Source organism: Pseudomonas triticifolii (assembly GCF_014358015.1).
Classification (GTDB): domain Bacteria; phylum Pseudomonadota; class Gammaproteobacteria; order Pseudomonadales; family Pseudomonadaceae; genus Aquipseudomonas; species Aquipseudomonas triticifolii.
In genome coordinates, this window is sequence record NZ_JACONV010000026.1 from 32,380 (window position 1) to 59,218 (window position 26,839).

Here is a 26,839-nt window from a genome sequence, read left to right on the forward strand (position 1 = left end):
CTCCTATATTCGATTTCTAGGAGATAGGCGGAATTTAACCACACGTTTTCCGCCTTTTCGCCGCATAGACTGCGGCCCATGTACTACTCAACCGAAGTCAAAGAAGCCGCCAAACGCCTGTTCCTGCGCCGCCACAAGGCCAAGGAAATTCAGGCGCAGCTCAACCTGCCCAACATTCGGATCGTGTACCACTGGATCCGTGTCGGTGGCTGGGAAGACATGCTGACGGATGAAGAACCGCTGACTGCCTGCAGCCGGCGCATCACCCTGTTGCTTGAGAAAACCGACACGCTGACCAAAGGCGAGCTGGACGAACTCGACCGGCTGACGACCCTGCGCGAGCGCCTGGCCAAGCAGTGCGCAAAACCAGCGCCGATGCTTATACATGAAGACCAGCCTGACGATAGCCATCGTCGTGACGAGCCACGCGGTGAACGTCGGGAGCGTGGAAAGCGCGACGGAAAGAAGCGGGAAAAGAAGGTCAAGAATGACGTCAGTGAACTGACCGAAGTCGACTTTCTGGACAAGTTCATCAGCAAAATGTACGGCTACCAGAAAGAGCTGTTCGCGGCCAAACAGAACCCGTTGACCGCCCGCATCCGCAACATCCTCAAAAGCCGCCAGGTTGGCCTGACCTACTACTTCGCTGGCGAAGCTTTTATGGATGCGGTGCTGACCGGCGACAACCAGGTGTTCCTGTCGGCCAGCCGCGCTCAGTCCGAGATTTTCCGCAGCTACATCATTGCCTTCGCCCAGTCCTGGTTCGGACTGGAGCTGACCGGCAACCCGATCGTGCTCAGCAAAGACGGCAAGCCGTGGGCCGAGCTGCGCTTTCTAAGCACCAACAGCAGCACCGCGCAGGGTCACCATGGCCATGTGTACGTCGACGAATACTTCTGGATCCGCGACTTCGAAAAACTGAACACCGTGGCCAGCGCCATGGCGACCCATAAGAAGTGGCGCAAAACCTATTTCTCCACGCCCAGCGCCGTGTCGCACCAGGCCTACCCGTTTTGGCAGGGCGAGAAATTCCGCAACAGCAAACGCAAGGCGGCCAAAGATCCCTGGCCGAGCGACAAACAAATCTCTGCCGGCGCACTTTGCCCGGACGGCCAGTGGCGCAAGGTAATCACCATCCTGGACGCGATCGCCGGCGGCTGCGATCTATTCGACCTGGAGCAGCTGCAGCTTGAGTACGACGAGGACAAGTTTCAGCAGCTCTTCATGTGCAAGTTCATCGACAGCACCCAAAGCGCCTTCTCCCTGGCCGATCTGGAGCGTTGCTACTCGGACCTGTCGTTGTGGGCAGACTTCGACCCGGACGACCCGCGCCCGTATGGCAACAGCCCGGTGTGGATCGGTTACGACCCGAGCCGGACCCGAGACGACGCCACCTGCGTGGTCATCGCGCCGCCGCTTGAGACCGGTGGCAAGTTCCGAATCCTGGAGAAACACAGCTGGCGCGGCCAGTCGTTCAAATACCAGGCCGAGCAGGTCAAGAAGCTGACCGAGCGTTTCAACGTCCAGCACATCGGCATCGACACGACCGGCATCGGTTACGGCGTGTTCGACCTGGTGCGCGACTTCTACCCGCGTGCCACCTCGATCCACTACAGCCTGGAGACCAAGAACCTGTTGGTGCTCAAGGCGCAGGACACCATTCAGGGCAGCCGTATCGAGTGGGACGCCGGCTGGAACGATATCGCGCAGGCCTTCCTCACGATCAAGCGCGGCACGACCGCCAGCGGCCAGGTCACCTACAGCGCGTCCCGCACCGACGCGACCGGTCACGCGGATGTGGCCTGGGCGGTCATGCACGCTCTGCAGTACGAACCCCTCAACACGGACAAAAAGCGGCGCAGCCGCTACGCACTCACTGGATCAACTCTCCATGGCAAAACGCAACCGCAAAATCCTGCAGCAGCAAAAACCCGCGCAACGTCCCATGCGGGCGTTCACGTTCGGCGCGCCGGAATCAGTGCTGACCGACAACATCGCGCAGTACCTGGGCGTGTTCCCCAGCGACGACGGTCGAATCTACACGCCGCCAGTGTCGCGCAGGGGCCTGGCCAAGTTGCTCAAGGCCAACGCACACCACGGCGCGATTCCAGGGTTCAAACGCAACTTGCTGCTGCGTGAGTTCATCCCTTCAGCGGGCCTTTCTGTGGCCGATATGAGCCGGGCTGCACTGGACTTCATGGTATTTGGTGAGGCGTATTTTTACCGTGTGCCCAATCTGCTCGGCCAGATCCTGGAGCTGCAGCACCTGCCCGCCATCAACATGCGCGTGAAGGTCGACGGTGGATTCATCCAGTTGGAGCAGAACGGGCGAGAAACCGAGTTCGAAGCGCACGAGATTGAGCACGTCCTCAACTACGATGTCGAGCAGAACATCTATGGTGTGCCCGAGTACCTGGGCGGCCTGCAGGCGCTACTGCTCAACGAAGCCGCCACGCTGTTCCGCCGCCGCTACTACAGCAACGGTGCGCACGCCGGCTACATTTTCTACACCAACGACCCGAACCTGACCGAAGAAGACGAAGACGAGCTGCGCGCCCAGATCACGGCCAGCAAAGGCGTAGGTAACTTCCGCTCGATGTTCGTCAACATTCCGGGCGGTGCCGAAAAGGCTATCCAGATCATTCCGGTCGGTGACTTTCAGGCCAAGGACGAGCTGGAGAAGGTCAAGAACATTACCCGCAATGACGTCATCGCGGCTTGGCGCATGAACCCGGCGCTGGCCGGGATCATCCCTGAGAACAGCGGCGGTTTTGGCGACATCGAAAAGATCGATCGCGTGTACACAAGTAACGAGATTCGTCCGATCTGCCAGCTGTTTGACGAGGCTAATCAGACGCTGCGCGAGGACAGGCGGTTTGCTTGGAAGCCAGTGACAGATACATCTGTAACGGCCGGATCCGACTGAAGACACAGATAATGCCACTACAGGTGTGGCAAAATAATAGCCATGGGATGGCCCTGGGGAGGGAACATGCGAATTTACTGCACAACATGCGCTCACAAAGGACGGATCAGCTCAAGGGAGGAGGTAACTAGGGCTTACGTGAAACTGTACTGCCAGTGCCTTGATGCAAAGTGCGGTCACACATGGGTGGCCAACCTGACTTTTTCTCACACGCTTAGGCCATCAGCACAGCAGCTGGACGTGCTGTTGTTTGATCGGCTGCGAGATTTGGCACCGGAAAAGCAGAAGGAATTGTTCGATCAACTTGGACGCCAGTCGGTGGCGTGAACTAGGAACCGCCGACCAGCCGGGCCGGCGATCGGTGAGTTAGTCCACGGTTGTGTCAGGGTGATCAATCAGCAGATCGATAAGGCGCAGAACTCTGCGCTTTTCATCATCCGGTATCAGGCGAAAACCTTGAATAACCTGTCTTTCGACATTGCTAAGCACGGACTGCTGAGCATCATTAAATTCGCATGTATCACGTGTCATCACTGCCATCTCCGACATGCCTTTAACTCCTTGAAATGCATAAGGGAAAGGCTGTATCGGCTTTTGCCAAAGGCGCTCAGCCAAGGACAGAGCGAATTATGCTTTGTTTATCCGGTTGGGGCTTTGACGTCGTCGGCCATAGCTTTCAAAAACCTGCGAATCGCGTGCTGGTCGTATTCCGGGATTATTCGGTACTGGTGAATCATCTCATCCTCAACTTCGCTCAGGTCGCCAGATCCGAGGGTAGTTCGAACACCGCTGAGTATGTACATAATGTCAAAGCCTAACTCACTCAATACCGTACTCAAGTACAAAGCGGGCGCGTCACTCGACCCCGCTTCGTAGTTCGCTTGGGTGCGCTTTGCGACGCCTGCAGCTTGAGCTGCTTGGTCTTGAGTAAGGCCGCATCGCATTCTCTCTTCGCGCAATCGCGATCCAATCTCTTCAGAAGAGTGCAAAATTATTCATCCAATGGCTTTACAAATGCACTTATGTGCATCATCCTGCATTCCACACCACATGAAAATGCATGGAATTGCACTATGCCGAACAGCACCATCACCGAGCAAGCCCGCAAAGCTGCGCGTGAGACTCTTGAGCGTCACGGCCAGACGGCCAAAGGGTTTGCGCTGCAGCACAATTTGAATCCCAGCACCGTGTACGCGGTGCTGAGTGGTCAGAGCCGATGCAGATGTGGGGAGGCACATCGAGCCGCTGTCCTTCTGGGTATTAAAGACGGCGTGATTGCACAGTAATGGCAAGCATTGGCAGGGAAAAGCAGAACATGAAAAGCCCAGTTCTAAAGACACGCCGCGAAGTCGTCAGCGCAATTATCTGCAGCTATCCAGGCGGTCGCGAATGCGCTGCAGCACGCATCGGTTTGGCATTGAAGAAATTCGATAACCACGCCTACGAAAACAACAACAGCCGGCCACTGACAGACGCCCAGTTGTATCAGCTCGAGCAGGAAGCAGGCACACAGCATTTCCCCAACTACGTGGCGTCGATGTATGGCGGCTTGTTCGTTCCGGTGCCGGATCCCGAAACGAATGACACGGTGGAAATGTACTCACTGTCAGTCCAGGTCGCTGCAAAGCGTGGCTGTGTCGACCAAGAGATTGCCAAGGCTTTAGCCGATGGCTGCATCACCGAAGCCGAGGCTGAACACATCCTCAACGCTCACAACCTGCACATGGCGGCACGCCACGCCGAAGTGCTTGCAGCCATTGACCTCTACCGCGCCAAATCAGGGCCAGCCCAATGAACAATGCGCCTGCAGTACAGGAATATCAGGACGTGCTCAAAGCCGCCGCCCTTGCCTTTCTCGAGCGTCACCATTGTGAACACTTGGGCAACGACCAGCAGTTAATCGCTCGGACCGTTCGCCACCTGGTGGCCGATTACGACGTGCTGACGCAAATGGCTGAAAAGATGGTGCACCTGGCCTACAGCGACATGAACGCAATCCGCGATCGCCAGCGCCTCGACATCCGCAACAGCACCGCCACCCACTCGGTGATTGTTGACCCTACTACCGGCAATGCCTGGGCAATCCCGGTCAGCCTGATCTATGAACGCATCATCAACGCACCGGACAACGGGCGTTACCGCTTAGCCAACTCGTAACACCAACCCTACAAATTGCCTGCCCCACACCCTGTGGGTTTGGGTGAGCTGCGCCCGAATTCGAGGTTTTACGATGGGAAACGCCGTAATTGTCACCGCCCAACTGCCACCGGCAGAGGCTCAAGCCTTGCTGGCAGCCATGCGTAAACAGTACCGCTCGAGCCTCAACGAATACTGGTATGCCGACCAATTCCGCCTGGTGGCGGACGGTCTGCGCCACGGCGCAATCATCGCCCACGTCCCGGTAATGGCAGCGCAAAAACGCCTTATGGCAGCCCTTTCCCAGAGTCTTAAAGCAGTGAAGCAATCATGAAAGACGATCTACGTGAAGACGTCCTGCGGCGCCTCGATCACGACTACGGCCTGAAACATCGAACGGGCACCGATTACATGCGAGGCGGCACATGCCCCAAGTGCCGCCAAAAGACCTTATTCACGCGCCACTCGGCCCCGTGGCTGGTGATTTGCGGTCGCCCTGAGAAGTGCGCGCACACGATGCACGTAAAAGAAATCTACGAGGATCTGTTCGAGGACTGGAGCAAGCGCGCACCGGCAACCGAGAACGCCCCTGCAGCGACTGCCCGCGCCTACCTAGAGTTTGCGCGTGGTTTCAGCATGGACCTGATCGGTGGATGGTTTACCCAGGAAACGTACTTCAACCGGGAACTGAACGCCGGCAGCGCGACTGTCCGCTTTCCGCTGACAAAGGGCGGCTACTGGGAACGCCTGATCGATCGCCCGTCACGATTTGGCAAGATGAAGGCCCGCTTCAAGCCAGGTGAAACCTACCGTGGCGTGTGGTGGTGTCCTCCATCCGTTGACCTGCTCGAGGTCAAGGAAGTCTGGATCGTAGAGGGCATCTTTGACGCCATAGCGCTTCTGCACAACGGCATTTCGGCCGTGTCTGCTATGTCCTCTAACGCCTTCCCCGAAGAGTCGCTGAAGGCCCTGCTACGCGACTGCACCGAGCGCGAAGCTAAGTTGCCCAAACTTGTATGGGCGCTCGATAACGAACCAGGTGCACATGGTTACACCCGCCGCTGGGTTCGCATGGCCAGGGAGCTGGGCTTCGTGTGTGAAGCCGCGCAGATTCCCCAACGCGACGGACGTAAGGTCGACTGGAACGACCTGCACCAGCGCTGGGCCTTCATGGATGAAGAATCCAAGCGACTGGACCAGGTGGCCAGCGATATCAAGCAGGCTCGCCACCAGGGTGCGCTGCTGATTGCCGAAAACGCCGCCGAGAAAGCATTGCTCATGTACGACTGGAACAAGCGCGGTGAATTTCACCTGGGCTTCGCCAGCCGGTTGTACTGGTTCAAGTTGGACATGGAGAAATTCAACCGTGCCATGCAGGACCTGGAAGACAGCGAGGACCAGGACGAGCAACTGCTGAACCAATCGGCCATGCGGGAAAAGGCTCTGCAGCAATCCGGCAGCGTGATCGAAATCGCCAACTGTTACCCGCAAGCCCTCTATTACCAGCGCAACGAGGTGACGGACGAGTCCTGGTACTACGTGCGCGTCGACTTCCCCCACGACGGCGACAGCGTGAAGAACACCTTCACCAGTGGCCAGCTCACTGCCGCCAGCGAATTTAAAAAACGCCTACTCGGGATGGCAGCTGGTGCCATGTACACCGGCAGTGGCCAACAACTGGACAAGATCATGAAAGACCAGCTCTACGGGCTCAAAACAGTGTCCACCATCGACTTCGTCGGTTACAGCAAAGAGCACGGCGCATATCTGTACGGAGACGTGGCCATCAAGGACGGTGTGGTCTACCCGATCAACAGCGAAGACTATTACGAGCTGGGCCGGATGCGCCTCAAGACGCTACAGAAAGGCGTCCCGATCGTGCTGCAGCGCGAGCGTAAGGACTACAACGAAGAGTGGCTGAGGCTCATGTTGATCTGCTTTGGCTCCCAAGGCTTGATCGCCCTGGTGTTCTTTTTCGGCTCCCTGTTCTGTGAGCAGATCCGCGCCCGTTATCAGTCCTATCTGTTCCTCGAAATGACAGGCGAAGCCGGCGCGGGCAAAACCACACTGCTCAATCTGTTGTGGAAGCTGATGGGCCGCGAAGGCTACGAAGGCTTCGACCCGATGAAATCGACCAAGGCTGGCCGCTCGCGGCTTATGGGCCAGGTGTCGGGCATGCCAGTTGTGTTCCTGGAAGCCGATCGCCACAGCGACGACAACAAAGCCCACGCCAAGTCGTTCGAGTGGGACGAGCTGAAGGATTTCTACGGCGGCGGCACCTTGGCGACCAAGGGCGTTAAAACCGCTGGTAACGAAACATACGAACCGCCGTTCCGTGGGGCTGTGGCGATCTCACAGAACGCCGCGGTGGTAGCGCACGAAGCGATCATGACGCGGATCGGGAAGCTGCACTTCGTTCGCCCAACTGTGACCGCCGAGAGCCGCGCTGCAGCAGACCAGCTCAACGGGTTGGACGGTACAACGCTCAGCCACTTCCTGCTGCTATCCGTGAGCAAAGAGTCGGCAGTTATGGAAGTACTCGGCCACCGTATGCCGGAATACGAAGGCAAGCTGCGCCGGCTGCATACCAATTGCTTCTTCTGCAGCACTGAATTCACTGCAGACAGCGCCTGCCGTAAGTGCGGCAACAACATCCGTGGCCAGATCCGCATCGAGCGAATCATTAAGAACCACGCCCAGCTGCTCAGTCTGCTGGATGCCATCCGACTGGTGATCACCCTCACTGACAACCAGGTTGAGGAGACCCGTCGCCAGATCCTCGAAATGGCGCTTGAACGTCAGAGCACCACCAGTGCCGACCATGCGGCCGTGGCCGAATTCTGGCAGGTCTACGAATACCTCGAGTCGCTTTATGAAGATCCCCTGGTTAACCACAGCAAAAACCCGGACCTGATCGCCATCAACATCAACGAATTTGCGGAGCGTGCTGCCGAGCATCGCCAGAAGCTGGCCGACGTCTCGAGCTTGAAGGATCTGCTCAAGGATTCCCGCAGCCGCAAATTTGTTGACTACAAGGCCGTGGACAGCGCCGTGCGCAGCGCCCAGGCCATCCGTAATCCCATGACGAACCGTTGCCCTACGGTGAAGTGCTGGGTTTTCAAAGCCTGACCGGAGCGAGCACATGCAAATTCAAGTGATCAGGGGAACCCCTGTTGAAGAGGCTTACATGACTAGCTTCGTGTACGCCGGCCTGACCGAAACCCGCGATGGCTTTCCGGTCGTCCACGCGCATGCATATGCGGTTGAAGGTCTGCTGGGGATTTTGGAAATCCGAGCCGCTCGAGGTGAGCGCGAGATTCTGGTGATGGGATGCAGCCGTGACCAGATTCAGGCGGTTTTGGAATGGCAATCAGAAACCGAGGAAGTCACCAATCTGGAGAACCTGGTGCTTCACCTGGTGCGATCGGATCCGCTGGACCCAAGCGCCGTTTAACGCCGAAAAAAAGGCGTCGAGGAGTTCGTACCTCCCCGACACCGACCACTGAAAGGAGCAGCACCTTGCTAGTACAACAACTCATCAGCGATAGCCACGAGGCTACCACACGTCACGATCCGCGTACCCGTGCGCGCTTCACTCCCAGCCGTCGAACCGTGGCCACCGCCATCATCGGTGCTGCCTTAATCGGCTACCTGGTGCACAAGACGCCGGACGCCCGCGACCGGCTGCAAAATCTCGCCACCCTCGCCCACAGCCAGGGCGACCTGACCGCTGTCGACGTTCTGGTCATAGCCCAGGTGCTCGCCCGCCCACATGTCAGTAATTGAGCCTATAGCTTCTGGCTTTGAGCACCAGGGCGAAACGCTACACTGCCCTGGTTGCTGCTTCCCGTAGAGAGCAATCATGAATTCCCCCACAAGCTCCGTCCTCACGTTTGAGGACCTGCAGCGCATAACCGGCTATCAGCGCCGCTCCGACGTCGAACGCTCACTGAACACTCAGGGCATCCGCATGTTCAGAGGGCGCACCGGCCCCTGGACCACGCTGGACCTCATTCACCAGGCGGCGGGCATCGAGTCCGTGGCCACTGAGCACTACGACATCAATATCCTATGAGGCGAGCGCGCAAGCGGAAGCACAATCCGCACATTCCCACTCACATCGATCAGGCCGCGCTCCCAGCGGCCATCTACTTTGATCACCGCAACGCCGGCGTGTGGTACACGCTGCATTACGACGAGAACGGTAAACAGCGCAGGCGCAACGTGGCACCCGCCGACGTCACCCTGGCCGACCTGCACCAGATCATGGAGCAGACCTCGGGCGTTGACCGGGGCACGTTGCGTTACGTGTGTGCGCAATATCACCAGAGCGATCGCTACAAAAAACTCAGCCCCAACACCCATGACGACTACTGTTATTCGCGTGACGTGCTGTTGGCCATCCCAACCAAACTGGGCAAGCCATTGGGCGATCTCCTGGTGAAGAAATTCACCGCAGCCCTGATCCAGCGCATCGTCGATCGGCTGGCGGACGAGGGTACGCCCTCCAAAGCGGCGCACGTCTTGCGCTACCTGCGCCGTGTGCTGCAGTGGGGCCGCAACCGGGGGTTCCTGGACGTCAACCCGGCGCTGGGTATCGAAGCGCCGGTGGAGCGCAAACGCAGACGATTGCCGGGGCACCGGGTCATGGACGACCTGGTGGACCGCGCCTTGGCGTTCGGCCGTCTGGCCAGGAACGAGAAAGGGGGCTGTCCGCAGTACCTGAGCTACGTGATGGAGATTGGCTACCTGTGCCGTCTACGCGGCATTGAGACCATTACCCTGACCGATGCCCACGAATTGGCAGAAGGAATTCTGACCAACCGACGCAAGGGCAGCAGGGACAACATCGTGCGCTGGACGCCGCGTTTGCGCGCGGCCTGGGAAGGGGCGAAGGCGTATCGGACCAAGGTGTGGGCCAGCAAGTCGACGGTCATTCCGCTGCGGCCGGAGCGGCGTTACCTGATCGTGGCCAGCCACGGCGGGCCACTGCGAAAATCCAGCCTGGACACGGCCTGGCAGCGGTTCATCACATCGGCTATCGCCGATGGCACTATCACGGCAGAGCAGCGCTTTGGACTGCATGACCTCAAACGCCGGGGTATTACTGACACGGTGGGTAACCGGGCGGACAAGCAAGAGGCCAGCGGTCACCGGGACGAAGCGATGATGGACATCTATGACCTTAGCGTTCCGCTGGTGAATGCCTCGCAGACCTAGCCCCCCGCCTCAGACTTCGACCTGAAAGGCGCGGATCCCCGCCGATTCGGCAAACCTCCCCACAGCCGTCAGGCTGGCCCAGGTGCGCAGCGCTTCGCGGCGCGAATGCACCGGTAGCCAGCGGCTGCCCGCCCCGCCCAGGCGTATGGCCAACGTCCACTTGTCGTTATGACGACTGACCAACACGTCACGTACAGCACCGCCCTCGAGCATTACACGCAGGGCTTCTTCCTGGATACCTTGGGGCATGATTAAGCCAACTTCTTGATCCGGTCGGTAAACTCACTGACCTGCTCGGGCGACAGACAGTTCAAGTTTCCGAAGGTCTCCAGGTGCAGGATCATGGCTTCGCGACTGCCAGGCTGACCAGCGACGATGCGTCGGCAGGTTTTCTCGAGAATCAGTCTGGCCAACTGCGGGTTCTCAATGGTCGTGGGGTCAAACGCCAGCGCAATGGCCGTGGCCAGCTCGCCCAGATCTGGATCAGTCTGTTGCAGTGCCCGCAAGGCGTTGAGTTGCCGGGCGGTGATGGGTAACGACACGCTGACCTCCTGGAGATCCGTGGTGTTCTAACCATAGATATTGGCAATGGTATACCAGAGAGCAGGGGTCTGGTTTCCAGCGGACGCAAAAAATCCCACCGGAGTGGGCCTTTCTGTGGGGAGGCATTTAACGAATGTCCCGTTATGCGTAACGGAGGGGTAACCCGCGCTCATGTAGTATCGCCGTCGGCGGAGTGAGTAAAACTACAAAGTCAGCAAAGCCAACTTTTCGTTAAATAAAGGGGTGTATATGGAGCCTGGACCAGATTTTGATGCCGTTATAAGACTTAATAATGAGCTTAAAAACGAGTCAGCCCGGGGGGTCGTGCTCGTTGCGACGGCCATGATTGAGGAGCAACTCCGCGAGGTTCTTCTAGCAACCCTCGTACCCAATCCATCCTCTACGGACACGTTGTTTGACGGTCCAAACTCCCCATTTGGATCTCTCAGTTCCAAGATCGACGTGGCTTATCGCTTGGGGATTATCAGCGACAAACTATGTCGCGACCTCCACATTGTTCGGCGGATCAGAAATGATGTCGCTCACCAGCCTCAAAGCTTCAGTTTCGAAGATCCCTCCCCCAAAAACAGAATCGAAACTCTAAGCAAATCACACGGGATCTTTGAAAGAAGCCCCAAGTGGGTAGAAAAAAAAGGGCACCCATCGTTGCGCAGCCAGTTTCTGGAAGCTGCATCCTGGATGCTTTTTTTTCTCGCGGCAGAAAGGGTTAGGCGACCCACATTATCTGGACGCTCACCCGAGTTCGGTTACGCAATGACTTATGATGAGGAAGGGGGATTACCTTCCGGCTTAGGGGCGTAACAAGCCAATAATAGATGCAGATCTACACGGGTCATGAGGTAGTCGCACGTAACAACAGTCGCGCTAACTCTTTGATATAAAAGTTTAATTTATATGACTTGTAATCAGTAGGTCCCGGGTTCGACTCCTGGTGCCGGCACCATACAAAACAAAGGCTTGCAGCGATGCAGGCCTTTTGTTTGTCCGCTGTACGTAACCAGCGAGCGTATCGGCGTCTGTTCACGCGCCAGGTCCTATCCCCCCCACAAGCCTCCTGCCCCGCTTCGTTTGTCGATTACCAAAACTAGCTTTTTCCCAGCCCTCAACTGAAAATGGCACCCTGCCAGTCACTGAAAATCGTGCTCTGGATGCCAGCCCCCCCGTAACAACGACGTCCAAGACTTGCGGCGCTGTGCAAAGCGCAGAACTTTGAAGATCGAGCTGCAGGCCTTGCCCCGCTTTGCTTCCAGCACTTTGCCCGGAGATGGCAAGGAGCGACTTGGTGCGCATCTATGAGAGCGGTGAGGATTTTGAAAACTGCCGCTTTCGCCGGTTTTCCAATTTTTCAGCCAGGCAGACCGGGGCTTCCAGGAATTGCCTCTCCGGTAACCGTACGCCCAGATCGGCGCTACATCATCGTCGCCAGCCATGGTGGTGCCTTGCGCAAATCGAGTTTAGATACGGCCTGGCAGCGCTTCATCAAGTCGGCAATTGAGGACGGGACCATCACGGCAGAACAACGGTTTGGCCTGCACGACTTAAAACGCCAGGGCATTACCGATACGGCAGGTAACCGGGCCGACAAGCAGGAAGCCAGCAGCCATCGTGATGGAGCGATGATGGACGTTTACGATCTGAGCGTGCCTGTGGTGAACGCCTCTCAAGTTTAAACGGGGCAGACATCGATCTGAAATAGTAGACCAGCCTTGGGGAGGCTGGTTTACAGCAGGTGCAGGAAAGCCCACCAACGTGGGCTTTTCTGTGGGGGGCGTTTTAACGAATGTCCCGCTACACGCACTAAAAGCCACCGCAGTCGTAAATTGTTAAGCCTAGCGGACAGACCGCTGGAAAAGCACATTGGGCACGTCGACTCTTAAACCTTCCGGGGAACTTCGCGCATGTACTCCACCCAATCCTCGTATGGCGTCACATAGAGGTGAAAACTGTCCAGGCCAGTTGCTGGAGGCCAGGTCACATGCTTGCTGATCACAGAAATCTCGCGCCTTTCGACGTAGTAGCCCGTGACAACGTTGCGCCCCAAAATGCCCGGGGTTGGCTTGCCCGTCCTCGTTTCAGGGTGCGCGCCGTTCTTTGTCCAGATTACTGAGCCCTCAATCCAGCGTTTAAGCTCTTTAAACTTATCAACCATCTCCCCAGACTGCGCATGGTAGTGTTCATGGATCTCGTATGAATTCTCCTGGACGGCCTCTTCCAAAGGGATGCCGCCCAAGGTGCGACTACCAAGATACTCGCTCAGTGCTTTAGCAATGATGGAATTTCGTGCTTCGCCCGTACGCAGGGCAAGAAAATCCAGTTGGTCTCGTAAATTTTCGTTTAGCCGGATTGAAAACATATAATTCTCGTTCGCTATGAGGGTTGAGCCGAATAATACTATGTATTACCAGCGAAATAATACTATGTATTATTGGCTGCGACAGTCAAGCATTTTTCAGTTATGACGTTCGGCGGGTAATCCGTGCGGTAGGGGCGACTAAGGCTTCAGCCGAGCTATGGGTGAAGATGCAGGGAGAGATTCCCCTTCACTCGATTGTCGTGGGACATGGGGCATCAGGATGATCCGCAATTCTCCAAAGGCCACGTAATAGCGCCCGTAGACCTAACGCAGAATGAGGCTTTCACGAACACGCCACGTAATAGAAAACCTGTAACTTATTGATTTTAATGTTAAAAGCATCTTACTTGTAATCAGTAGGTCCCGGGCTCGACTCCTGGTGCCGGCACCATACGCAACACCGAAAGAGGCTCACCGAAAGGTGGGCCTTTTTTGTTTGTGGCGTGCCGATCCGGCTGTGGAAAACCAAAGATTCCCACCGGTAGATAATTTCATCCACAGTCGCCGAGAAGATCGAGTAAAGCGCTGTTGTTGTGAGCACCCCTTGGTAGCCAGAACCTTTTAAGGCTATGCCACACCGTGGTGGCTCTCCCAGAGTGCGATTAGCGTCCGGCGGCTCGCACGGTCACAGCGATGTGATGGATGCCTACTTCTACCAGAGTGCCACTGCGGCAACTCATCCCCCGTTATAGCTGCCCTGCAGCAACCTATCCGCTTGGCCATTTCATTGCGCCAACCTGCGCCCGTCTCTTTCTCCCGGAAAGAGACGGGCGCTCCTACGGCTGCTGCAGGCCAACTCGTACAAGGCTTTGCGGCATTCCCCCTCGTGACAATCGACGTGACAAACACCGAAGTCACCAGCAACAGCGATGCCGATGATGGTGCCGCAGGCCACGGAATGGATTGCACCTGACTGACAGTCAGGCATGCCCCGGTCATCGCATCACTGCCTTCACCTGCCTCAAGATCTCGCGGCGTCGGTCTCGTCAGCCAGCGCAGCCTCCACCCGCCCACTTCCTCGGAGGTGCTCAGGAGGCCAGATCATGAGATGCCCAAGCTCCCGGTAGTAAAGAGCCGCCAGTCCCGCGTTAGTGGACAACCCTCACAGGTCGCAGGGGCCTTGATCCCTGATAACACTCAGCATTCTTGGCGGGATGAAGTGGGGAAAATTTCAAGGGTTTGGCTTCGAGAGGAGTTTGGTCATGACATTGGTCGGTAGACAGAATGGGCGCAATTCTGGATGGGGTCGGCAACTGAGCTATGCCGGGCCGCAGGCATTGAAAGACATGTTCGGCGGCGGACACTACGGCACGGTCAAGGCGCACAGTGATCGCTGGCAGGCTTTCGTGCGCTAGTGTTGTTCGGAGGATAGGCCGGGCTTTAACGATTCGCGGCAGATTGATCGGCAGACCTTACTGGATTACGCAGGACGTCTACGTCAGCAGGTTGAACAAGGCGCTATCGGCATCGCCACCGCGCAAAATCGGTTGTCCAGTGTGAACAGAACCATGGCCGCGCTTCGTGGTGATCAGTATGTGAAAGTGCCGAGTCCGAGCAAGGCGCTGGGGATGCAGCGCACCAGTGTTCGTCGCTCGATACCGCAAGGCCAAGACCGCGAACATGTGAAGCGGATCGTCGACGCGCTCTGCGAACACCAAATGCCGCGCGCCGCGGCCATCGCTCAATTGGCGCGAGCCACCGGCATGGGCTGGAACCGCATGACGAAGATAGATTTGTGATCATCACGGCTGCGAGTGATTCAGGGATGGTCGACATTCATGATCGCTGGCCGTTGGTGCTGACGACGGAGCATGCTCGGGAGTGGATTGAGCCTGGATTGTCGGCAATGCGGGCTGAGGAGATGGGAAACGAGTGCTGCAGTCCCGTCGATGACTTTGAGTGGTTTGCAGTAGACAAACGGGTTGAAAACGTTAACAGCCAAGGGGCGAATTTGAAAATTCCGGTGACGACACCCCCAAGTGGAGCGGCGCCCAGGCTATGACACAACATGCTTCAAGAAAAAAACGATCAAAAACTGATCATCGTCGACCCGAAAAATGGTCACGAACGTGCAGAAAGGGTTTCGAGAGGATTTTTTTGAGAATTTTTAGCTGCCAGTTGGCCGCTAAGTGAATGAATCTAGGAATTCGATTTTTCATTACCTACTTTGGGCGTAGCTTCCCTAGGGAGCCCTAACCTGTAGGTCTTGAGTGGAGGTGGATTTGGGATGGTCCACGCTTCTGCGCCATAGTGCCATCACCTCTGAACTCTGGCAACCCTTCAAGATGCCTGAGAGACATGATTATCTACTAAGCATTTGCGCAAAAAAACGACAAACACTCCTGCACGCCTTGCTGGGCAAGGGCTACAGGAATTCTTACATTATAAAAATAGGTATTTTCATCCTTGCAAAATCAAACACTCTAACAGCCGCTTCTTATTTGAAAGTGCACTTCATACAAAAACAACAACTATCAGAAACTTTTGAAAATCTCATTTTCAACAACCAAAAAAAATCAAAGGACAACTAAGGGGTACAACTTGATCACTCAGAGTTCCCCACGCCATCAAGACCAACTTACGCTACAAACTAACAAACAAGCACTCACACATTTAAAAATCGACAAAACCCTTTAAAACCGGGGCCTCCAGAGGCTAACAGATACTAAAAACCCCAACTTTAAGGCGGTAGTCGTCGCATAGGATTGCCCCAACTAAAATCGCAAGGGAGGATTGACGACTATTCAATGACACCATAATCTTAGGCCCAACGAAGCAACACGCCGTAAACCGTCGACTTTTCCTAGAGAATTCGAATGCGGATCTCGTCGACCTAAAGAAAGTGGGAGGCTACAAGAGACAAAAAAATGGCAAAAAAAAGCTGAAGGGGTGGAGCCCTTCAGCTAGCTGTAACCAGAAAACAACCGTAATGGCTTGGCGATGAGGCGTTACCATCCCAGAAAATTTGCTGACTACAGATTCTTGCAGATCGAAAAGTAGCATAAATGGCGGGAGGGGAGCCACAAAGCTAGGGATAGCAGGTGACCAGAGGCATTTCAAAAATGCCCAAGCGTCTCCTCTGAATAGGAGAAAAGCGAATGACGCCTTTAGAATTAGCGTGGGTCTTTGCGATTGAGGTTGTGCGATTGCTTCAGATCGTATTGTCGTAATCCCGTGGTAAGGATGCCGGAGCATATGCTCCGGCATTTTTGTTCGTGACACAGTAAAGATTCCTAGAAAAGCCAGCCCTCAAATGCGGAAGACTCCCAACTCATGTTCACCAGCTCTCCACTCACATTAGCCTGCCCCTGCCGCTGGTTGCCCGTGGTGTACCTGATGTCCAGCACCTCAAAATGAAATCCCTCAAACACCCGCCGAATGTCCGGAGGTCATTGATACTCACCATCACCTTGCCTTTGCACCGTCGCATGAAGTCGGCCATCCGCTCGTAATTCTCGAACGGAAAGTCGACGCCGTAGCCAACCCTCACAGGTCGCAGGGGCCTTGATCCCTGATAACACTCAACATACTTTGCGGGATGACGTGGGGATTGGCTTTAAAGGTTTGGCTTCGAGAGGAGTTTGATCATGGCATTGGTGGGCAGGCGAGATGGACGCAATTTTGACTATGGTCGGCAGTTGAGCTATGCCGGGCCGCAAGCGCTCAAAGATCTTTTTGGCGGTGGCCAGTACGGCACGGTCAAAGCGCACAGTGATCGGTGGCAAGCGTTCGCACGGTAGTGTCGATCAGACGATGGGCCAGGGCTCAACGACGCGCGGCAGATAGATCGGCAGACCTCAATGGATTACGCCAGACATCTTCGAAGCCAAGTTGAACAAGGTGAGCTGATCATAGCCACCGCGCAAAACCGACTCTCAAGCGTCAACCGAACCATGGCCGCGCTTCGTGGTGGTCAGCACGTAAGGGTGGCGAGTCCGGGCAAGGCGTTAGGAATGTGGCGCACCAATGTTCGCACCGCGGCTCCGCAAGGACAGAATCGTGACCAAGTGATGCGGATAATCAATGCACTCCGCGAACATCAACTACCGTGCGCTGCGGCAATTGTGTACCTAGCACGAGCCACCGGTATGCGTTTGCGCGAGGCCATCTTGGCCGATCTTCCACGCCTGCAACGAGAAGCCGAGCAATATGGCAAGATCAACATTCAGGATGGCACCAAAGGTGGACGCTCGGGCGCATCAGCATCTCGCTGGATTTGGGTTAATGATCATATCCGCGAAGCGCTCAGCCAAGCCAAGCCGGTCTCCCCCGCCGGTAGCCGCAACCTGCTGGCTCCGGACGAAACCTTCCTCGATTTTCAACAGCGAATCGTCCGCCCCGCCCGAGACATCTTTCATACGCACAACCTCAAAGGCTTCCACGAACTGCGAGCGGCCTATGCGTGCGAACGCTATGAGCAGATCACCCATTACCTAGCCCCCATCAACGACGGCAGATGCAGCCAGCTCAATCTGCGTCTTGATCGAGAGGCACACTTACAAATCAGTTATGAACTGGGGCACGGTCGAATCGACGTGGTATCCGCCTACATCGGTGGTCGAGCATGAACAAGCCATTCGATATGGAGCTTTTCCTATCTGGAGTGCTGACTGGAGCGCATGCCACTCGCGAACGTCATATACGCCAGGCCAAGGCAATTCAAGCCGAAATTGCTGAGTGCTGGGATCGAGACAATCCATGGACTTGGCAGCGAAAACATCTCGCTTGGTTTTTAAAGAAAAAGAAAGAAAACAAATCGAATTCCACTTATTACCATTACACTTTAACTGTAAAACTAATCAATATTCGCTTAAAACCAAACACAAAAAAAATCGGTCAATCCATGGTGAAAATCAAGAAACAACAAGAAATCAAAGCTTCAACAAAAAAACGAAGCAATCTTAATCATGCCGACTAAATTGAATCGGCACGATCAACATTTCACTATAGTTTAGCAATAGCTACTTTCGAATGCCGCTCGAATCTTACTAGATAACTCTGCACCTTTCATAAACACCCCAAGCTCTCCATAAATATCACCCACTGAAGATGCCGACAACCAATTCATGCTGGTGATCACAACGTTATCCTCATCCCACGTCATAACTTTCGCGTGTATCTGAGGATCATCTGCCTTTATAACCTTAAAGCTCAGCGAAGAAAGCTCTTTATTCAAAACGTTAGCCTCTGAAGTACGCATACTGCCGCTTGATCTTCCATAAGCAACCCGAATAGAGAGACTCGGATCATCCCGTAAAGCAGCTTTAAACGGCGTCAGTACCGGGCGATCGCCTGCATAACTAATACGGTGACTGCATATAAAAATATCGTCAACCGCTTCATCACTGGCTTTCTTACAAAAGGAATGATGCTCTGCCGCAGAAATCAATTGAACCTTCATGAGATCCGCCTCGCCTTTAAGTTTATCAACAACTTTTCGCTTAGATAGAATTGTCGACTGAACTGCCAACTCTCGGCTCAACTCGTTGGAAAGCCCCTGTTTGCCCATTGCCAAATGTGAAGCGATACTTAGAGCATCGGCGACCACAAGCGGGTCACAAATCTGCACCGATGCCTCAAAACGGTTAAATCTTGATGAAAGCCAGTTGCATGAACCTATAGTAACAGCCCATTCGCCAGAAGGTGTATCAACGATAACAAACTTAGCGTGGGACTGAGTAGGAGTTCGGTGAAATCTAAATTGAGTACCAAGCCCTTCTCCGTCAATAGTTTTTTGAAGTTGCTCAAGCTTATCTACGACAAACTTAAAGGCTTGAACTTTTCGCGGATCATCTGGTTCAGTCTGCCCCCACATAACGTCTACCTGTACCGAGCGACGAACAGCATCCAGAAGTGAAGGTAACATCTCATCAACGCAGTCCGCATTGATGAAGGTAGAGTGAAGCACTATCCGTGAATACGCGCTTTCAATTAACTGGTAAATATGCTGCGCGTGCTTCTCTGCCCCTAGAATAAGAGTAACACTTTTGGGTTCGACATGATGTACAGGTAAAGATCGGGGCGATACACGCGCCTCGTAGTAACCCTGTCCTATTTCAGTTTTACCCAACTGATCTCCGAGGAGGCGTATTTTTTCTCGTTGTAAATTCGCTGCGGCGAGAATGGCTTCCTTTAGTTCTTCTGATATTTCGGGAACTCCTGAGATATCATCCTCAGCACTAACCGAAGCGATCGCATACTTCAATGAGTCAGAATAGCTCCGCCTTACAACTTCTTCTTCAAACCCGTTGACATCCTCATCGTCATTCGCGACGCAGTTAAAAATATCCACTAACTCAGGCGAGAATGTAGAAGACGTCTGTATTTCTGTAGTATGCCCCTTGTATTCACCGAGTAAGCTTTGAGCACGCCTATAGTTATAGACCTGATAAGTTTGCTTTTTCTTTTTCCGTTCGAAGCGATAGCATTGCTCCGTTATCGGGTCTATTAGAAAGCTACGAACCCGTAATAACGGCTCACTATCGACCGGCAAATCTTCAAAGGTCGATATAGCAATACCTCTGATCGTAGCCTGAAAAATGAAACCTTCAAGACTATTACTTATTTCAACCCAACCTACTTGCATTAGAGAAATTAGAATCTCAACGACTAACTGCCTTGGCAAACCTGACATGTCCGCCAATTGTTGAGATGTCGCAGGCCTCTGGGCTAACGACTGCAACACTAACTGGTCAATAGCACCCCATCGTTTAGCCTTAACTATTTTGAAACGGTGAGTACCAGAACCAAAAGGAATCTTCACATAGATACTAGGAGCGCTCATGCTGTAAGTCCTATTTCCTTATAATTTTTAGGCTTTCGTATAATTTTTGCGCTTCTTTTTCCCTGGCTTAACCACACCTCGTAATATTTCTTGGTGGCCAATCCGCTTCATCACGCCTTCGGCCTGATATCTTTCTAAAACTTCCACTAATTTAACAACAAAGTGGTTATTTTCTAATCCTTTACCAAGCTCTTCTCTTCTGATCTTATCGGACCAATTCTTAAGAAACTCTAGAGAACCAACAATAATGAGCTGGTGCTTTGCACGACTAAGCAGAACGTTCATACGCCGACTATCCAGTAGAAACCCAAGCGCACTCAAAGAATATGAAAAGCTATTATTTCTGACCATTGAAACTATCACAGCATCAGCTTCAGCGCCCTGAAATCCATCAACAGTACTACAGTATGAAATATGATCATCAGGCTTAGCAAACAGATCGAGATCTCTTAAGTAATTCGAGCTAGATATTTTCCGCTCGATATCTTTAGCCAGCTTTTTAACTTGCTGAGCATAGGGCGAAAGTATTGCAAGCTTCGGCTTATCCTTACTTTCGGGGGAAGCTACTCTGAGCTTACCAAGTAACTCTATAATTACCTCTCGCTCAAGAGAGTTATGCCAGCGAGGTAGCTCCTCACCCGCATGAAAATTTCTATTCGCCTGAATATCAGGAATGTCAATCCACAAAATGGCTGGAGTGTCTTGTAGTACAGCCAAATTGCAGAAGTCAAAGGGTCGTGTAGTAGGTATGGCTCGGTAATACGCTTCTCTATTGGGCGCAGTCTTCAATGCGTCGTCATAAAAAACTTCAGAAACAAGCTTCGCAATATCAGGATGCATCCGATGCTGAATGGATAACATGCTCGCTATCGGTCGATGTTTTACATCAGAGCCATAAAATTCGATAGAGCTCCTCTTTGCCTCCTCCTCTTCCAGTATTAAACTTTCAAAAAGCAAATGTAATCGCAAAGATTCACGAGCAAGGCTCTTCAGGTTTGCTTCCGACAGATCCTGGACATACTCATCAGTAAAACGAGCCTTAATTACTTCTCCTTTGATTGAGCTATTGTAAACATCCACTGCTATTTTTAAAGCACTGTGAAGGCTCTCTTTATTCTGCAGTATTTGTCTCATTTTTTCCGATGCATAAGGAGGGAGCTGCTTATGATCGCCAATCATAAGCCTCCTGTATGACAATAGTAATGGACTGAGCAACTCAATACCTGTGACCTTTCCAGTCTCCTCCATTATTGACCAGTCAAATTGAGAGCGAGCTTTAATTAGTTCTTCTACCTGACGCGAGTTCGTAGTAGCAAAAACCATATTGGCTGCCTTCAACAACTGACTGATCAGGGAGTAACGGCCTGACCGAGCGTTATCGTTACACATCGCTATTATTTTTTCTTTTGCAGATACTGTGCCCGACTCCTCAAATAACATGCTTTTGGTCAATGAGATCAGATATTCTTTGGCTAAAGAGTCCAGCTCGCTTAAAGAATCAGTATCGTTACTTTGAGAGTTAGCCTTAATACAACTTACTATCAATGGTTCATCTTGACAGTCCATACTTAGCTTTAATGAATCGACAACCTCTTTATATAGATGCTGAACAGTGGAGTGGCTTTGCGCTGTCAGAAGAAGCCGGCTATCTGGTTCATGAGTAAAAATCTGCTGCACCAAAGCTGTAACCAAATACGTTTTCCCGACGCCTGGCGGGCCTTGTACTAGATAAAGCGGTAAAGTACTGGTAATACGTTTAAACACTTCTTGCTTTGAAGCATCCAGAGCATTGAATGCGGCATGCTCCGAATGTTTATCTTGTGAATTGGTTATCGAGGCATAGGGATTGGCCAACATATTTACCAACTCGATATGATTACTAAGGGCGTCTATCGCCCCGGCACGCCGACTTAACTGACTAATGGTTCCTTGTACAGAACTGGAGATAATGAAATAGTTATCATAATCCGGGTCTAACGACGTAGTTGTAAACTGATAATGGATCACGCCATCTGGTTGCTTCTCTAGCTTCTGAAAATCAAGCACAGTTTCCTGTTCTTCATCTGAGAAGTTTGTATTACCGACAAGAATCCAACTACCAGAATCGTTCAATTCATTTGCAAGCAATTCATTCAACCGAGTGGCAGCTGGCTTAAGCCCGAGTGCTCTTGATATTTCTTGAGATTCAGAGTCTGAGCGACTTGTCAAAGTCACCGTACTAAGTGAAAGATCTATCTCATCTTTTTGATACGCTATCAATTCCATGGGATAAATTTCGGATTTTGCATACGCAATTTCCGTGAGGTGATAAGCAGAGAAACCATCAATTATATTTTGGTTTGCGAGGTCTCCATCTTCCTCCTCCTTAAGATTTAGTATTATATTTTCCCATGTCGCCATTTCCATTTTATCGCGAGTCTGCTTAAACTGCGGCGACGACATACAGTGAATTTTGTTGCCACTTAACTTACACGAACGATTTGAACTATTAATTCTTTTGGGCGGCTCTAAATACGCCGAGTGACAAAATGCCGCTGACCAACTACCTTCAATATCCCTTACACTTTCTTTATTTTTATTAAGTATATAAGTCAGCCTATCGCCCACCAAAAGTACTTCTTCTTCCATGTTATCAGCGGCTGGTAGGAAAATCAGCCGCGGGTCATTACGTAAATCCTCCTCAACAAATTTGATGCAATCATCAAAATTATCCTCCCCTAGCGTGATTCCATGGAGCTCTTGGAACCTAGTTTGAACTGCACTAAAAACGGAGGTTTTACGATGTGCCTTACCTATATCACCTTTTTTCTGATTAAAATGAAAAATCAAATAATACTGATCTACCTTTCGCGCATTCATAGAGCGCAATGAACTTATTATTGATTCGATTTTCTTTACAATGGCTCCGCCATCCATACCCTCTTTGGGAATATTGGCATTCAATTTTATACGCCCTGTCAAGCCTCGTATGAAAATCAACTCATCTAAAATCAGACCACTTTTGGATACCAGTTCTTTGATCGGAGATACTAAGTCATCCAAATCATCAGCATCAATTTTTAGGATTTTTGCTATCAGCACTCCTAAATCGGCCCAGTCAGTTAGGAATGAATATACACGTCCGATAGTAGAATTGGTTGTGGAATGACTAGGTTTTCCCCCTCCAGAAATATTTTGTACTCGAACAGACCATTCAAAACCAGTTAATTGAAAGTCATGCCCAGAATGAGAAAGATCCGTCAATATTGAATCTTCATCAAGATGCCGATGGAGTAATCCCTGGGAGTGTAGTAGTTGAATTGCTTTGACGATTCTTATTAAGTTATACCAGAATTTTATTCTAACCTCTGGATCTTTGAGCTTTTTGATCCAAGGTTTATGATAACTTAGGACCTTAGAGTCTAGCAATGCGTGTGATAATGGAACCCGCATCCCTACATCCAGTACTAGATAAAAACCGCTATTATCTTTACCCGAGTCAACAAGCGCGGATATAAACTCACCTAACCCGGGGTATCCTTTGAGACGGTGCAACTGCCTTATCTCATACAACCAAATATCTTCTAGAACATTTGATAGATCATTTTCATATCTAGGCCAATACTTTATCAGCACCGGTTTATCTTGAAACTCTGCATTTATTAATAGCGGCTTACCATTCTCAGGCTCGTCAACTGACAGAACCTCTACTTCATCATATTTTTTTAGAAACAACTCGTTCCCTGTTAACATAAAAACTCCCTAAACAAAAATTTAAACTTTCTACGATAATCTGTACAAACCAAACACATGAATTTACGTATAAACTTCAGCAGAACTTATGCTATTTGATTTTAATCTTCTGAAGCCAACATCCTCGATTGAATCAAAGCTCTATACAGTCATTAGGCCATCATGCCGTCAACTGTATGGATTTGAAAGCGTTTGATGCAGCAAATTAGAGCGATCGAATCATCAGCTCGATGGTTGCCCATGCTGTCTAGGATAGAATTAGGGATAAAAAAACGACTAGCTAGATAAAACCAAACAAAAACAATAGCTTAGATAATCATTCGACTCCTGGTGCCGCACCATACGCAACACCGAAAGGTGGGCCTTTTTTGCTTGTGCGATACGTACGATTGCGCGTACGCATAATGTGGTGGCCAACCGATCCCAGACACGGCGTTGAGTAGTTTCTCAGACCCAGCCTCAACCATTCCCTTGCATTGAATTCAAGGCCATAGGTCGTCCAGCCAAGCCTTGAAACGCAGCAACGCAGCAACGCAGCAACGCAGCAACGCAGCAAGACGCTCGCGCATGATTGTCATCAAGGCCTCATAGTCCTCGATCATCAGCACGGGCTTCAAAGGTAGTTTTCCGCGCTCTGGTCTGAGCCACACCGCAGCACCTGCCGCATGCACTCAAAAAACCAGTCACACTTTGTAACACCCCTGACACACCACTCATCATTCCCCCCTAAAGCTATCCCCCCACCCCGTCGATACCTCTTGCACATACTCTAATCATGGATTGATGAAATGATTATCTCCTTAAGCACCACTGCCCCGTCGATGGCCGACCGCCTGACGCCTTCCGATCAGAAGCTCACTGCGCAACCGATGAGCGATGCCGCGAAGCAGGCTCTGCTCAATGCCACGCCCGCTGCCGTTTACTATCCGAGCGAACCGCCCAAGACCAGTATTGACTCGATGGAAGTGGTCGAGACGATGATCGGTCCGCCTCAGTCGTGGGATTTTCCGCGAGTGGCTGAGTTGCACCGTGGGGTGACGGAGGTGATGAGGGGCGCGTTCAAGGAGTTTCAGTCGGCGCTGTCGTATCTGTACCCGGACCTGGCTGACAAGAAGTTCGGTTTCACGGTTGCAGAAGACGGCAGCCTGAAGGCGCTCAATACGGGCGGGCAGTTGAATGCGGCCGAGATGGATCGTCTGAATGGGCTGCTGAACAACTCCAGCGATCTGAAGGCAGCGGCGTTGAATTACCGCGATTCGGCCATCGATCTGGTGGAGGCTGATTCGGCGTGGACCGGCAGTTACCTTGGCCGGTACAACCTGACCAAGGAAAACTTCGCCGACACGCTGGATCTGGCGGCGCTGCTTATCCCCGTGACCAAGACGCCGTCTCAGGAACAGTTTGACGGGATGTTCTTCAATCAGATGGCCTACAAGGGCGAGCGTGCATCGGCAGAGGTGCTGGCAGCACGGGAAGAAGCCCGTGCGGCGAAGCGGATCGTCGAGACGGCTTGAGGCTTGTTGCGTGTTTTGGGCGAGGCGGACTTCCGGGGTCACCTCCGGGGCGACTTCCGGGGTGACTTCCGGGGTCAGGCCTTGGTCAAGATGATGCAAGGCCTGCGCGCGCCAACCACTCCTCCCGCGTCATCTCCCAAATCTCTTGCGGCAGTCTCCCGCTGACGAAGTCGCTTTCACCCGTTGCCACTAAGCGCATGCCTTCCTTGATCGATACCCGCCGCGACCCTTCATTGGGCGCGGCCTTGGGCACTTGCATCAGGGGCTGGCCCAGCGTTTCGAACCAGTAACGATTAATCGTCACACAGGCTTCCTGCATGTAGCCGTTGCCCTGCCAGTGCGGGTGCAGCCAGAAGCCGCGGTTGTTGCCGGGGTCGGTCATGAGGCTGATGCTGCCGATGATCTCGTGCGGCGCGTTGTGCAGGCGGATCATCCAGTGCCACTCGGTGCCTCGCTCCACTGCGGGCAGGGCGACGTCCTGGATGTAGCGTAGCGCGCCGTCCGGCGGGTATGGCCACGGCACGCGATTGTTCAGAAAACGTACGATTTCCCAGTGCGCAAAGCGTTGTTGCACGGCGGGCGCATCGGCGAGCTCGAGCGGGGTCAGCAGCAGGCGCTCGGTGCGCAGCGTGGGGGTGATGTTCATGTCGATGTCCTTTTCGTTGAACCGGTTTTATAGGATGAACGGTCCCGTTACAGGCGACTTTAGTTCGAACTGCACTACTGGCGCGGGGGTCTACACAGCCTCTTTTAACTTTTGGTATCCACTGACCGTGCCCAGAATTATCACAGACGAGACACCCGAGCACGTCATCGACGAGCAGCAGATCACGCTGTTTGGCTCGCCCAAGGAGCGGCTGGATTTTTATCGGCGCGAGATTCATTACGAAACCACGAATCTGTCCAATCGCACTAACGCCTATTTGTCGGCGCAGTCTTTTCTGGTGATTGCCTACGCGTCGTCCATGGCCAATGCCAATACCGACTGGGGTGTGATGTTTACGTTGGTGGTGCCGCCGATGCTGGCGCTGCTGGGCCTGTTCTGTACCCTGGCCGCGTGGCCGGGCATTCGGGCGGCGTGCGACATCATCATGCACTGGCATCGCAAGCAGGCGGGATTGTTGCGCAGCGAGCCGGTCATCGGGCTGACCTATGACGACTCGCCGCTGTTCAGCGACTGGGAGTCCAGCGAAACCGGGCCGAAGAAATCACTGCTGTTTTCCAAGCGCACGCCTTGGCTGTTCAGTTTTTTCTGGCTGTTTCTGGGTAGCTTTGCGGTGTTTGTTCAGATGCTTGCGCTGGACAATTGATGACCGATCAGGGCTCCCGAATGATCTTCGCCCCTGCCCTCGTTGACCTCCGTGTAGCGCGCCAGGCCTTCGCTCAGCGGTGACTCGACCAGTCTGCACGGCAGCGCCGTTGGTGAGGGAAATGAGGTAGCTCTTGCACAGGCTCCGAAGCGGTCAGCGATGGGCAGCGTGTATGGAAGAGGCCGGATACGGATCAGCCAAAGGCTTCTGCTTATCGGTCAGATGCAGGGGGCGGCATTGCGAACAAAGCGGTAGGGGCTGACTGAACGCATAACCGTGGGAGGCGGCTTGCCGGCGATG

General features: G+C 53.1%; 24 protein-coding genes and 5 pseudogenes. 19 read left to right on the forward strand and 10 right to left on the reverse strand.

What is annotated here, in order from left to right:
* The first annotated feature begins 78 nt into the window (after positions 1-78).
* The 3 genes from H8S56_RS22075 (at position 79) to H8S56_RS22085 (ending at position 3,253) form a co-directional block, all read left to right on the forward strand.
* Positions 79-2,139, forward strand: a complete 2,061-nt coding sequence (locus H8S56_RS22075) for a terminase large subunit domain-containing protein (protein ID WP_187519788.1) — start codon at positions 79-81, stop codon at positions 2,137-2,139.
* On the forward strand, positions 2,066-2,926 hold the full coding sequence (locus H8S56_RS22080; RefSeq protein ID WP_214654195.1) for a phage portal protein: 861 nt from the start codon (positions 2,066-2,068) through the stop codon (positions 2,924-2,926). The genes H8S56_RS22075 and H8S56_RS22080 overlap by 74 nt, the downstream gene beginning before the upstream one ends.
* Positions 2,927-2,992: 66 nt before the next feature.
* Positions 2,993-3,253: an ogr/Delta-like zinc finger family protein gene (locus tag H8S56_RS22085; protein ID WP_187519790.1), complete on the forward strand. Its 261-nt coding sequence runs from the start codon at positions 2,993-2,995 to the stop codon at positions 3,251-3,253.
* A gap of 39 nt (positions 3,254-3,292) precedes the next feature.
* Here the strand turns inward: H8S56_RS22085 and H8S56_RS22090 are convergent, their stop codons facing one another.
* Together H8S56_RS22090 and H8S56_RS22095 are read right to left on the reverse strand one after the other, a co-directional pair.
* Complete coding sequence (locus H8S56_RS22090; protein WP_187519791.1) at positions 3,293-3,475, reverse strand: hypothetical protein; 183 nt, start codon at positions 3,473-3,475, stop codon at positions 3,293-3,295.
* Positions 3,476-3,564: 89 nt separating this feature from the next.
* Positions 3,565-3,915, reverse strand: coding sequence for a helix-turn-helix domain-containing protein (locus tag H8S56_RS22095; protein WP_187519792.1), 351 nt, complete (start codon positions 3,913-3,915; stop codon positions 3,565-3,567).
* 84 nt (positions 3,916-3,999) lie between these two features.
* Between H8S56_RS22095 and H8S56_RS22100 the strand changes: the two genes are divergently transcribed.
* From H8S56_RS22100 to H8S56_RS22140, 9 genes are all read left to right on the forward strand, one after another.
* Positions 4,000-4,212, forward strand: coding sequence for a helix-turn-helix domain-containing protein (locus H8S56_RS22100; RefSeq protein ID WP_187519793.1), 213 nt, complete (start codon positions 4,000-4,002; stop codon positions 4,210-4,212).
* Positions 4,213-4,241: 29 nt separating this feature from the next.
* Entirely contained in the window at positions 4,242-4,721 is a 480-nt protein-coding gene (locus H8S56_RS22105) for a YmfL family putative regulatory protein (protein ID WP_328803448.1), read from the forward strand.
* Positions 4,718-5,083: a hypothetical protein gene (locus H8S56_RS22110; RefSeq protein WP_187519795.1), complete on the forward strand. Its 366-nt coding sequence runs from the start codon at positions 4,718-4,720 to the stop codon at positions 5,081-5,083. Before H8S56_RS22105 ends, H8S56_RS22110 begins: the two co-directional genes overlap by 4 nt.
* Before the next feature lie 73 nt (positions 5,084-5,156).
* The gene (locus tag H8S56_RS22115) at positions 5,157-5,396 is read left to right on the forward strand and encodes a hypothetical protein (RefSeq protein ID WP_187519796.1); all 240 of its coding nucleotides are present in this window, start codon (positions 5,157-5,159) and stop codon (positions 5,394-5,396) included.
* Positions 5,393-8,191 carry a toprim domain-containing protein gene (locus tag H8S56_RS22120; RefSeq protein ID WP_187519797.1) on the forward strand — a complete coding sequence of 933 codons (2,799 nt, stop codon included), beginning with the start codon at positions 5,393-5,395 and terminating at the stop codon, positions 8,189-8,191. Before H8S56_RS22115 ends, H8S56_RS22120 begins: the two co-directional genes overlap by 4 nt.
* Positions 8,192-8,204: 13 nt before the next feature.
* Entirely contained in the window at positions 8,205-8,516 is a 312-nt protein-coding gene (locus H8S56_RS22125) for a hypothetical protein (RefSeq protein ID WP_187519798.1), read from the forward strand.
* 65 nt (positions 8,517-8,581) lie between these two features.
* On the forward strand, positions 8,582-8,848 hold the full coding sequence (locus H8S56_RS22130) for a hypothetical protein (protein WP_214654193.1): 267 nt from the start codon (positions 8,582-8,584) through the stop codon (positions 8,846-8,848).
* A gap of 76 nt (positions 8,849-8,924) precedes the next feature.
* Entirely contained in the window at positions 8,925-9,137 is a 213-nt protein-coding gene (locus H8S56_RS22135; RefSeq protein WP_187519799.1) for a DUF4224 domain-containing protein, read from the forward strand.
* On the forward strand, positions 9,134-10,282 hold the full coding sequence (locus H8S56_RS22140; RefSeq protein ID WP_187519800.1) for a site-specific integrase: 1,149 nt from the start codon (positions 9,134-9,136) through the stop codon (positions 10,280-10,282). The genes H8S56_RS22135 and H8S56_RS22140 overlap by 4 nt, the downstream gene beginning before the upstream one ends.
* A 9-nt stretch (positions 10,283-10,291) precedes the next feature.
* On the opposite strand, the gene H8S56_RS22145 is transcribed toward H8S56_RS22140, so the two are convergent.
* Together H8S56_RS22145 and H8S56_RS22150 are read right to left on the reverse strand one after the other, a co-directional pair.
* Positions 10,292-10,531: a hypothetical protein gene (locus H8S56_RS22145; RefSeq protein ID WP_187519801.1), complete on the reverse strand. Its 240-nt coding sequence runs from the start codon at positions 10,529-10,531 to the stop codon at positions 10,292-10,294.
* Positions 10,532-10,533: 2 nt separating this feature from the next.
* Positions 10,534-10,824, reverse strand: coding sequence for a hypothetical protein (locus tag H8S56_RS22150; protein WP_187519802.1), 291 nt, complete (start codon positions 10,822-10,824; stop codon positions 10,534-10,536).
* A gap of 1,413 nt (positions 10,825-12,237) precedes the next feature.
* Between H8S56_RS22150 and H8S56_RS22160 the strand changes: the two are divergent.
* Positions 12,238-12,516, forward strand: a pseudogene (locus H8S56_RS22160) (integrase); the annotation flags it as partial.
* 203 nt (positions 12,517-12,719) lie between these two features.
* Here the strand turns inward: H8S56_RS22160 and H8S56_RS22165 are convergent.
* Positions 12,720-13,199 (reverse strand): ribbon-helix-helix domain-containing protein, encoded by a 480-nt coding sequence (locus tag H8S56_RS22165; RefSeq protein WP_187519804.1) that lies wholly within the window; start codon positions 13,197-13,199, stop codon positions 12,720-12,722.
* A 1,202-nt stretch (positions 13,200-14,401) separates the two neighbouring features.
* Between H8S56_RS22165 and H8S56_RS24590 the strand changes: the two are divergent.
* Positions 14,402-14,935: pseudogene (locus H8S56_RS24590) on the forward strand (integrase domain-containing protein); the annotation flags it as partial.
* Positions 14,905-15,201: pseudogene (locus H8S56_RS22180) on the forward strand (SOS response-associated peptidase family protein); the annotation flags it as partial. The pseudogenes H8S56_RS24590 and H8S56_RS22180, both read left to right, overlap by 31 nt.
* Positions 15,202-16,432: 1,231 nt before the next feature.
* On the opposite strand, the pseudogene H8S56_RS22185 reads toward H8S56_RS22180, so the two are convergent.
* A pseudogene (locus H8S56_RS22185) lies at positions 16,433-16,680 on the reverse strand (DNA adenine methylase); the annotation flags it as partial.
* Positions 16,681-16,786: 106 nt separating this feature from the next.
* Here H8S56_RS22185 and H8S56_RS22190 point away from each other — a divergent pair.
* Positions 16,787-17,767 (forward strand): annotated as a pseudogene (locus tag H8S56_RS22190) (integrase domain-containing protein).
* The gene (locus H8S56_RS22195) at positions 17,764-18,117 is read left to right on the forward strand and encodes a hypothetical protein (RefSeq protein ID WP_187519807.1); all 354 of its coding nucleotides are present in this window, start codon (positions 17,764-17,766) and stop codon (positions 18,115-18,117) included. Before H8S56_RS22190 ends, H8S56_RS22195 begins: the two are co-directional and overlap by 4 nt.
* Before the next feature lie 33 nt (positions 18,118-18,150).
* Here H8S56_RS22195 and H8S56_RS22200 read toward each other — a convergent pair whose 3' ends face one another.
* The 3 genes from H8S56_RS22200 to H8S56_RS24655 form a co-directional block, all read right to left on the reverse strand.
* On the reverse strand, positions 18,151-19,983 hold the full coding sequence (locus tag H8S56_RS22200) for a phospholipase D-like domain-containing protein (RefSeq protein ID WP_187519808.1): 1,833 nt from the start codon (positions 19,981-19,983) through the stop codon (positions 18,151-18,153).
* A 27-nt stretch (positions 19,984-20,010) separates the two neighbouring features.
* Positions 20,011-23,715 carry an AAA domain-containing protein gene (locus H8S56_RS22205; protein WP_187519809.1) on the reverse strand — a complete coding sequence of 1,235 codons (3,705 nt, stop codon included), beginning with the start codon at positions 23,713-23,715 and terminating at the stop codon, positions 20,011-20,013.
* Positions 23,716-24,197: 482 nt separating this feature from the next.
* The gene (locus H8S56_RS24655) at positions 24,198-24,332 is read right to left on the reverse strand and encodes a hypothetical protein (RefSeq protein WP_268946031.1); all 135 of its coding nucleotides are present in this window, start codon (positions 24,330-24,332) and stop codon (positions 24,198-24,200) included.
* A 171-nt stretch (positions 24,333-24,503) separates the two neighbouring features.
* On the opposite strand from H8S56_RS24655, the gene H8S56_RS22210 reads away from it, so the two are divergent.
* A complete protein-coding gene (locus tag H8S56_RS22210; protein ID WP_024685725.1) occupies positions 24,504-25,229 on the forward strand; it encodes a hypothetical protein in 726 nt (241 codons plus the stop codon).
* A gap of 85 nt (positions 25,230-25,314) precedes the next feature.
* Here H8S56_RS22210 and H8S56_RS22215 read toward each other — a convergent pair whose 3' ends face one another.
* A complete protein-coding gene (locus H8S56_RS22215) occupies positions 25,315-25,875 on the reverse strand; it encodes a GNAT family N-acetyltransferase (RefSeq protein WP_187519810.1) in 561 nt (186 codons plus the stop codon).
* 127 nt (positions 25,876-26,002) lie between these two features.
* On the opposite strand from H8S56_RS22215, the gene H8S56_RS22220 reads away from it, so the two are divergent.
* Positions 26,003-26,539 (forward strand): hypothetical protein, encoded by a 537-nt coding sequence (locus tag H8S56_RS22220; RefSeq protein WP_024685723.1) that lies wholly within the window; start codon positions 26,003-26,005, stop codon positions 26,537-26,539.
* Positions 26,540-26,839: the final 300 nt, after the last annotated feature.